Raw genomic sequence first — 9,387 nt, 5'->3', positions numbered from 1 at the left:
CACCACCGGCCCCGAAGCCCAATTCGACTTGCGCTTCCTGTATTCGCGCCACTTGCAATTCCTCGGTTCCTACATGGGCACCATGGGCGAGCTGCACGCCGTGCTCGGCCACGTCTTCAAGGGACGCCTGAAGCCGGTAGTCGACAAGAGCTTTCCCCTGCGCGAGGCCCGCGCCGCCCACGAGCGCATGGAAAAGAGCGAGCACTTCGGGAAGATCGTGCTGAACCCATAGGTCCCTCGCCACGCGCTTCCGAACATCGTTAGAATAGGTTTATGGACGACCGCCACGAGGCCCGGCATCCCATCGGAGGCTCCACGGCGCCCTCGCCAGTGCCCGAGCTCTCCCTAGGTTCCGAGCAGCCCGAGGGCGTCGTCCTCACCCAGCTCGATAACGCGGTGAACTGGGTGCGCAAGAATTCCCTGTGGCCCATGACCTTCGGCCTGGCCTGCTGCGCCATCGAGATGATGTCCATGGGCGCTTCGCGTTTCGACATCGCCCGCTTCGGCGCCGAGGTGTTCCGTCCTTCGCCCCGCCAGGCCGACCTCATGATCATCGCCGGGCGCGTCTCGCAGAAGATGGCCCCGGTCATCCGCCAGCTCTGGGAACAGATGCCCGAGCCCAAGTGGGTCATCTCCATGGGCGCCTGCGCCACTTCGGGCGGCGTATTCAACAACTACGCCCTGGTCCAGGGCGTGAACCAGGTCATCCCCGTGGACGTGTACGTCCCCGGCTGCCCGCCCCGCCCGGAGCAGCTCATCTATGCCATCACGCTGCTGCAGCAGAAGATCCAGAACGAGCGTGGCTCGTTCAAGCGCGCCCTGAACTTGGCCTGATTGCCAAGCCTCAATCGTCAATCGGCAATCTTCAATCTCCCGTGATACAACTTCTGCTCGCATGCCTAGCGTGATTACGGCCACCGCTCCCTGCCGCGCCGACTTGGCCGGCGGCACCATGGACATTTGGCCGCTCTACCTGTTCCATCCCGGCGCGGTCACGGTGAACTTTGCACTCACCACCCTGACTCGTTGCACGATCACGGCGCTCTCCGGCAAGATCATCCACCTGTGTTCGCTGGACACCGGCAGGGAGGAACGCTTCGCCTCGCTCGACGCCCTGTGGCGTACCCGTCGGTATCAGCATCCTCTGGCGGCTTGCCTGGTACGTTGGTTTCGTCCGCGCCGCGGGTTTCGCCTGGAGACAGACTCGGCCTCGCCCGCCGGCGCCGGCATCTCCGGTTCCTCCGCCCTGATGATCGCCACGGCCGCGGCACTGGCACACTTCACTGGGCGCAGCCTCGGCCGGGAAGCCTTGCGGGTGCTGGCCCAGAACGCGGAAGCGCAACTCATCGGCGTGCCTACCGGTTGCCAGGACTACTACCCGGCTCTCTACGGCGGCGTGAACGCCATCCACCTGGACGCCGACGGCGTGCATCGCGAGGCGCTGCCGGTGCCTCCCGCCGAACTCGACGCCCGCTTCCTGCTGGCCTACACGGGTGCGCCGCGCCAGTCTGGCATCAACAACTGGGAGGTGTTCAAAGCCCATCTGGATGGCGACCGGCGAGTGTTCCGCAATTTCGAGCAGATCGCGAGCATCGCCCGCGCCATGCGCGATGCTCTGGCTGACCGCGACTGGGACGCTGCCGCCCGCCTGCTGAACGCGGAGTGGAAACTGCGCAAGACCAACGCCCCCACCATCACCACGCCTCGGATCGAACGCCTGATCGCAGTTGCCCGCCGGCATGGTGCCCGGGCGGCCAAGGTGTGCGGCGCCGGTGGCGGCGGCTGCGTGCTGTTCCTGACCGAGCCCGAGGCGCGAGCGCGCGTGGCGCGCGCCCTCGCCGCGCACGGCGGCGTGGTGCTGCCGGCACAATTAGCCCGCCGCGGACTCCACCTCAGCGAGCGCCTCCGATGATGAGCCTGATCCTCGCTCTGTTTCTCGCTCCGGACGGCCGCTTGCGTCCCAGTTGGCGCTTTTGGATCTCTGCCGTCCTGTTCGTCGTGGCCAACATCGCCGCCGGCATTGCGACCCGCGTGGTCATGGGAACCACAGGATGGGCTTCCGCGGGCGCCGCCGAGGCCGTATATCGTCCCTTGGCTCTTGCCTTGTCGCTGGCGGCGTTTTGCGCCATGCTGCGCCTGTTCGACCGGGCAGAGGGGAATCCGCTATCCGCCATGGGCCTGGGTCTGGAACGTGCCTGGCTGCGGGAGAGCCTGGTCGGGACCGCGCTGGGCGTTGGAATGGTCACCCTCGCGGTCGGCGCCATCGCCACCTTCGGACACCTCAGTTTCCGCACCATCGCCGCCCCGGGCGTCGTCTGGTACGTTCTGGTGGACCTCTGGGTGCTCCTCACCGCCGCCATGCTGGAGGAGGTTGCTTTCCGCGGCTACCCCTTCCAACGCCTGGTGGAGGGAATCGGCGCCGCGGGCGCCATTCTGTTGCTTTCCGCCTTGTTCGGGCTGATTCACGCCGCCAATCCACACGCCAGGCTTCTGGGTTGGGGCACCTTCAACACAGTTTTCATCGGTGCGCTCCTGGCCATCAGCTACCTGCGCACCGGCGGCCTCTGGATGCCATGGGGCATCCACTTCGGATGGAACGCCATGCTCGGCCTGGTCTTCGGCCTTCCGGTCAGCGGTGTGACCCAGTTCGCGGTCGTAGTCCGGGGCACGGCAGAGGGACCGCAGTGGCTCACCGGTGGCAGCTACGGCATAGAAGCCAGCGCTACCGGCGCGGTCGTCATTGCCCTGGGGATGGCGGTCCTGCTCCGAATCACTCCACGGCGGCCGTCCGTTTCGTCCCCACAGACTACTCCGCCCGATCTCCCCACGGCTGGATCCGGCCCGCACCCACTTGCAAATCTCCCTGGCCAGGCGAATCATTAGGGGAGAAACGGTCGGCCGATGAGTTCTGCACGACACATATCGGTGGCTCTCGTGCTCGCTCTGCTGGGGGCGGCCTCCGCGGCCGCCGGCGAGAAGCCCGCGCGGCTGAGCAAGGATGAGCGCTTCGCCCTTCTGCGCAGCCTGAGTTCCGAGCGCGTGTACGTGCGCAAGCCCTTCCCCATGGGAAAGAAGGGGCTGGTGCTTCGCCCCGACGGAACCCTCTCTCCGTCCGGTCAGGAGCTCGGTCAGATGCTCATGAAGAACGGCATCGCGGCCAAGCCCGGCGATCTCGCCCGCATCACCCGCATGGACGTCCGGGACGACGAGATCATCTTTGAGATCAACGGCGGCCCGGTCAAGAAGAAGAAATGGTACCAGCGCATCCAGATCCAGGGCGCCGGTGGATCCTCTCCCGTGGCCGACCAGCCCCCCGATTTCTCTCCTGGCTCCATGGTGGTGCTGGAGTTCAAGGGATACGTGCCCAGCCTCACCGTGGAGGAGGTCAAGGAGCGGCTCAAGCCGGTTTTCGATTTCTCCTCCAGGAGTCCGACGCAGGCCTACGTGGATACGCTTCCGCCCAAGGCCAAGGAAGCCATCCTGAAACATGAAGTCCTGGTGGGCATGAACCGCGAGATGGTCACCACCTCCAAGGGTCGTCCGCCGCGCAAGATCCGCGAGAAGGAAGGCGACGTCGAGTACGAAGAATGGATCTACGGCGAGCCACCCCAGGACGTCGAGTTCATTCGCTTCGTGGGCGATGAGGTGGTGCAGGTCAAGACCATGAAGATGACCGGCGAGAGGCTGGTGCGCACCGAGAAGGAAGTCGACGTCAGGCCGGAGGGCGCCACCGAGGTCGCTGCCGGGAATCCCGACGCCGCTCCCAAGCCCGCCGACCAGCCCCAGAAGCAGCCTACGCTGCGCCGCCCTGGGGAGACTCCCATCGACCTTCCGGATAACACCGGCGGCGGTCCTGTCATGCTGCCCGAACCGCCCCCGAGCGATCCCAGCAATCCCGGTAGCCGCCCACCCGGCCCCGGTCCCAACCCCCAGTAGTTGCTTCGGTTCCTGGAACCCTCCCGCGCATTCGCCTCCGGCTTGGTGCCGCTCCTGAAGCCGGCGTAAACTGGAAGTGTGAAGATCGCCCTCGGCCAGATCAATCCCACGGTCGGCGACTTCGCCGGAAACGCCGCCAAGATCATCGATTTTGCGCGCCGCGCCCAGGCGGCCGGCGCCGGCCTGGCCATGTTCCCCGAGCTTTCGGTTTGCGGCTATCCGCCGCGCGACCTGGTCGAACGGCCGGCCTTCGTGGCCCGCAACCAGGAAACCGTGGAGCGGATTGCTGCCGAGACCCGCGGCATCGCCGTCCTGTGCGGCGCGGTGACCCCCGCCGAGGCCGAGACCGGAAAGTCGGTCATGAACTCGGCACTGCTGCTGGAGAACGGCGCCATCCGCTTCCAGCAGTCCAAGATGCTGCTGCCCACCTACGACGTCTTCGACGAACAGCGCAACTTCGCTCCCGCCCGCCGCCAGGAACTGTTCGATTTCTGCGGCCGCCGCATGGCCCTCACCATCTGCGAGGACGCCTGGAACGACAAGCACTTCTGGCGCCGCCGCCTGTACAACGTCGACCCGGTCGAGGACCTGATGCGCGCCGGAGGTAACTTCATCCTCAACATCAGTGCTTCGCCCTTCTGGGAAGGGAAGCGCGAGTTGCGCCAGCGCATGCTCGCGGCCATCGCCACCCAGTACCAGGCGCCGGTGGTGATGGTGAACCAGGTGGGCGGCAACGACAGCCTCATCTTCGACGGCTCCAGCTTCGTGCTGGGCCGCGACGGCCGCCTCGTCGCCCAGGCCGCGTCTTTCGAGGAAGACCTGGTCTTCTTTGACAGCGAGACCATGACCGGCGAGATGCACGCCCAGATCGAGGGTGATGACGCCGCCGCCTGGGCCGCCCTCATCCTGGGCACCCGCGACTACATGCGCAAATGCGGATTCCAGAGCGCGCTGGTCGGGCTGAGTGGCGGCATCGACTCGGCGCTCACCGCCTGCATCGCCGTCGAGGCCGTCGGCGCCGGAAACGTTTTGGGCGTGGGCATGCCCGGCCCGTATTCTTCCCCGGGCTCGATTGAGGACGCGCGCGCGTTGGCCAAGAACCTCGGCATCCGCTTCGAGGTCCTGCCTATCACTCCGGTTTTTGAATCCTTCCGCGCCTGCGTGACAGACGTTTTCGCCGGCCGCCCCGAAGACCACACCGAAGAGAACATCCAGGCGCGCATCCGCGGCACGCTGCTCATGGCGCTCTCCAACAAGTTCGGCTCCATCGTGCTCTCCACCGGCAACAAGAGCGAGCTGGGCGTGGGCTATTGCACCCTCTACGGCGACATGGTCGGCGGCCTGGCCGTGCTGTCGGATGTCCCCAAGACCCAGGTCTACCGTCTGGCGCGCTACGTGAACTCGCGCCGCCCGCTCATCCCGCAAGCCACCATGGAGAAGCCGCCTTCCGCCGAGCTGCGTCCCGACCAGAAAGACACCGACAGCCTGCCACCCTACGAGGTTCTCGACGCCATCCTCGAGGACTACGTGGAAGACAGCCACAGCGCCGAGCAGATCGCCCGCGAGCGGGGCTTCGATCCGGCGCTGATCGCCAAAGTCCTCGCCATGGTGGACCGCGCCGAGTACAAGCGCCAACAGGCCGCACCCGGATTGAAGATTTCTCCCAAGGCCTTCGGCTTCGGCCGCCGCTTCCCCATCGCCCAGAAATCCGAACCGCGGTAGGCGAGCCTGGGGATTAACATCGGAGTTAATCCATCCTCGGGTATCCCTCCCCCGGGTACCCCTCTAATGGAATCATCAGGTTACGGGCGGAGATCCCGGCCGGTCCCGAGATCTAAAGGGGTTAGAGGTAAAGTCCCTGAAACAAATGGGTTAATCGTTCCGATCCCCCTCGTCGATTCTCATAGTGATATGTGCTGGACGGTGACCGTTAATGCTCCAGGAGGCGCTGCTACGACGAGCTTCTTCGTGCAGGTGCCCAAGTACTTCAAGGTAATTAGTGTGTTGCCTGTCTTTCCGGACTGCCCGTTCTGGTACACGGGTTACGAAGCATCTGTGCTGTACGTGGTCGCGGACCAATCAAATGTCGAGATTCGCGCTGCTGGACTGACACCGCAAGAGCACGTAACTGTAAACGGAACCCATGCATTCTCTGGTTTCCGCCCCTTTGCGACTCCGGCAACCACAGATGCGGATGGTTTTTTCACTGATGTTCCAGTTGGAACATGCATAACGCCGCCTCCTCCGCCAAACCGCTGCGTCAATGTCGTACAGACATTCAACGTGCAGGTACCCTCGACGGGGGGAACTGTGACATATCCGATAGACACCGTGACAACCCGTCGGGACTGCCAGGAGGGCATCCGGGTTCAGGTAACTCCCGGCAGCACCGAGACCCTAGGCACGGTAAACTGACACTTAGTCAGTCAAGAGGGCGCCACATGATGGAAAAGAGGAGACGAACCCTGGCGTTGGCGATGCTGCTTTTCTTTTTCTCAGCCCATGCAACGCCCGGTCAAGGGGCTGGGTGCACGAGGGAAGATGTCAGCGGCCGGGTTAGAGAAATCTTCGAACGCGCGCTGAGCGAGGGACAAATCATCCTGCAGGACGGCAGCCGAGCGGAGGTCAGGGTGCCTCCGTCGGAGGAGGCCATGGAGGAGATTCGCCAGATCGGTGATGCAGCGATTTCGATCCTATCGGAGTACATCGATTACGCCCAGCCTCGGCAAGTCGAACTGGTGGTTCGGTTTGTCGGGCGTCTTGGAAGCGAGGGTGCCGCACAGCCGCTAGCCAGAATTCTTCGGGAGTCGCCGAGTCCGGTACAACGCATCCAGGCCCTTGGGGCCCTTACACAAGTGCCTTGGAGTGTGTCTGGTCCGGTTATTGCAGAAGCTGCTCGAAAAGATGCTGATCGGGAGGTACAGGCGTTTGCTTGGCAACTGCTCATCGGGCATGGGCCAGGTGATCGAGCAAAGGAACAGGCACGAGCACATATACGAGGTGTCTTTGAGCGACTTCTGGCTCATCCGAATCACGAGCAAGACATTGGGCCCTCGGCTGATGTACAGGCGGTGGCAGGAGTGCGTGCCTTGGGGGATAGCGCGATCCAGCCATTAGCCGAACAACTGCAATCGCCCAACGAAACTGTTCGGAAGCTGGCCGTCGAGTTGCTTGGGGCGCTAGGCGGGGATCGAGTTTTGCGGTCGTTGATCGTGACAGCAATGGGCGATTCGAGTTCCGAAGTGCGAAGTCTTGCACTTGAGACGCTTTCCGTTTCCGACTCTTCTTTGGCCCGAGATACGCTCAGGAGAAGCGCAGAGAAGGATCCGGACCCTAGTGTCCGGAACCTGGCACGCTCCCTTGTAGAACGCAGGGGGTCCCCTCGTCCGGACTAGCAGTGTCGCAGAAGCCGTCCAACGTGCTGTTCCTTCCCCCGGAATACAGCAGTGTGAACTGCTGTCCGCAGTGCCTCGAGGGCGGCGGCGGAGAGGGCAGGCTGGACCCCACGAATGAGAACGGGACATTCCTGGGGAACATCAACTATGCCCATTACGCTGCCTGCAATTGACACCCAGCGCCGCGGAGTGGCGCGGCAAGGCGGGCTCGCAATCATCTGCGGCCTGATTCTGGCCGTTTCCACCACGTATCCGCAAGAACCAGAAGTCATCGACCTAACGCGACCCACTCCGAAAGGACAGGAAGTGCTGAGCGTGCCGGGGGCTTCTGTGGGAGGTGTTCAAGGGGCGGGGCGAACGCCGCCTCTGTACACTCTGCCTTTGAAAGTGAAGCTGCGCGCGGTGCGGCCAAGAAAGCTGCGGGCGGAACAGGACTTTGTGGTTGAGGCGACACTGACCAACGTAGGTGCGGTTCCGTTTGCGATGCCGATATCACAGGAACATTTGAGAGTGCAGGCCGCCGGCAACCGCGAGCGGCGCACGTTCGTATTCACGCTACGGTTCTGGGATGCCAAAAAGAGCAGGGAGGAAACCGCGACCTTCGCCGTCACTTCTGCGGCAATCAACGTAGCTGGATCTGCGAGAGAAATACCTCCTAAGGGTTCAGTTTCCGTCGTGTTCAGAGCAACCCAATTCCGGTTATAGCTTGGGTACGAGAGGGCACTCGCCGGCTCAAGGTTCGAGCGGGGGTTTCTGAGATGCGGTTGGAGGACGAGCGATTCTTCCTCAAGGATTGGTCCGAGGAAGTTCTCTCACCTGAAGAGATCGAGATCGTCGTTGAATAGGGCCGGTTCCAGCTCTCGGGCGCCTGCGGGAAAGAGGGGGTAACGACGGAAAGCGCCGTGCTGGTTCCACTGGAAAAGCTGCGGCTGTACGACTACGGTGTACCCTTGGAGCATCGCATTCGAGAATTTCAGAAGCCGTCGAATCTATTGTTCCTTCCCCCGGAGTACGCCAGCGTGAACTGCTGCCCGCAGTGCCTGGAGGGCGGCGGCGGAGGAGAGGGCGCGCCGGACCCCATGGAGGGATGGCCGGAACCCTGCTCGTGCGAGCCGGTGGCAGATCCTCCGCCGTCTCCCAGGCCCACCAACTTCCGCCTCGTCGCCTCCCGTGTTGAGGGGGTTGGAAATATCCTCTCTACAGAATACTGGTGGGATTCGAGTACAGGAAGACTCGAAGACCTGGGCAACTGTTTGGTCGGGGAAATCGTGACTTATCCGGGCACTGCTAATCCCTTCCAACCCCCAAGCCCGCCCTGGCCGAAGGGTCCTGGGAGCACCTGGGCAAATCCGACAATTGTGACTGGTCCGGGAACGGCTGGTGGGTTCACAGATCTGAATGCCACGACGAACCTAAATTTCGTTCAACCGTACAGCACGAGTTCATTTACGGCAGTTCAGTACTTTCGCTACCGGTGTGACAGCGGACCTTGGGTCAACCTTGCAGGTCCCCTTTCGATTGTCAGGTCGTTTTCCAAGGGCACTGACGGCCGATGGAGGCTTGTTACCTCAAAGACAGGTGCGGGAACAACGGCTACCTACATACTTCCATAGCGGAGATAGGCGTGAAACCACGCGGGATGTTGTGTGTCGTTCTGGTCGCCATAGCTTGCTTGCCTATTGTGTACTCGGAGTCCTCCCAACCGCCAAAGTACGTGAGATTCAGCCTCGAGAAAGAACGGCTGACACTGGGAGACCCGGTTCTTCTGGACCTGGAGATCTCGAATCCTTGGCCCCACGCCCTGGAGGTCGATCTCGGAGAGGATAGCAAGGAACACCTGTACATTTTCATCGACGACCCGCTGGGAAGGCGGAAGGTTCGGACTGCGCGGCCCCGAAAGGAGGGATTGTTGTTCTTAGGCAGGGTCCGGGTAGCACCGGGCGAAACGTATTCTCAGACGCTGGTCCTGAATGAGTGGTTCGAGTTCCGGCAGACTGGGCGTTATCGCATCTTTGCCCGGCTGGACGCCCGGGTGAAGGCGGGCGCGAATCAAATT

8 protein-coding genes are annotated in these 9,387 nt (G+C 63.1%); all 8 read left to right on the top strand.

Going from position 1 to position 9,387, the window contains the following annotated elements:
- On the top strand, window positions 1-232 hold a 232-nt coding region (locus tag VLE48_01020), incomplete at its 5' end, for a zinc-binding dehydrogenase (GenBank protein ID HSA91567.1).
- Window positions 233-273: 41 nt separating this feature from the next.
- Window positions 274-834, top strand: a complete 561-nt coding sequence (locus VLE48_01015) for an NADH-quinone oxidoreductase subunit B family protein (GenBank protein HSA91566.1) — start codon at window positions 274-276, stop codon at window positions 832-834.
- A gap of 70 nt (window positions 835-904) precedes the next feature.
- On the top strand, window positions 905-1,912 hold the full coding sequence (locus VLE48_01010; protein HSA91565.1) for a hypothetical protein: 1,008 nt from the start codon (window positions 905-907) through the stop codon (window positions 1,910-1,912).
- Entirely contained in the window at window positions 1,909-2,883 is a 975-nt protein-coding gene (locus tag VLE48_01005; GenBank protein HSA91564.1) for a CPBP family intramembrane glutamic endopeptidase, read from the top strand. The genes VLE48_01010 and VLE48_01005 overlap by 4 nt, the downstream gene beginning before the upstream one ends.
- Window positions 2,884-2,901: 18 nt before the next feature.
- Entirely contained in the window at window positions 2,902-3,936 is a 1,035-nt protein-coding gene (locus VLE48_01000; protein HSA91563.1) for a hypothetical protein, read from the top strand.
- Between the two features lie 78 nt (window positions 3,937-4,014).
- Window positions 4,015-5,658 carry an NAD+ synthase gene (locus tag VLE48_00995; protein ID HSA91562.1) on the top strand — a complete coding sequence of 548 codons (1,644 nt, stop codon included), beginning with the start codon at window positions 4,015-4,017 and terminating at the stop codon, window positions 5,656-5,658.
- A 1,820-nt stretch (window positions 5,659-7,478) separates the two neighbouring features.
- Window positions 7,479-8,036 (top strand): hypothetical protein, encoded by a 558-nt coding sequence (locus tag VLE48_00990; protein ID HSA91561.1) that lies wholly within the window; start codon window positions 7,479-7,481, stop codon window positions 8,034-8,036.
- Between the two features lie 847 nt (window positions 8,037-8,883).
- A partial coding sequence (locus tag VLE48_00985) for a hypothetical protein (GenBank protein HSA91560.1) occupies window positions 8,884-9,387 on the top strand: 504 nt, incomplete at its 3' end.

The organism is Terriglobales bacterium, from assembly GCA_035454605.1.
In the GTDB taxonomy this organism is placed as follows: domain Bacteria; phylum Acidobacteriota; class Terriglobia; order Terriglobales; family Acidobacteriaceae; genus DATMAB01.
Note: the sequence above shows the minus strand (reverse complement) of the source record. Positions and strands in the feature narration are given on the sequence as shown.

What these genes read in the sequence shown, in the direction of transcription:
- VLE48_01005 (HSA91564.1), top strand. Translation starts at nt 1,909, where the DNA reads ATGATGAGCCTGATCCTCGCTCTGTTTCTCGCTCCGGACGGCCGCTTG.
- VLE48_00990 (HSA91561.1), top strand. Translation starts at nt 7,479, where the DNA reads ATGCCCATTACGCTGCCTGCAATTGACACCCAGCGCCGCGGAGTGGCG.
- VLE48_01015 (HSA91566.1), top strand. Translation starts at nt 274, where the DNA reads ATGGACGACCGCCACGAGGCCCGGCATCCCATCGGAGGCTCCACGGCG.
- VLE48_01000 (HSA91563.1), top strand. Translation starts at nt 2,902, where the DNA reads ATGAGTTCTGCACGACACATATCGGTGGCTCTCGTGCTCGCTCTGCTG.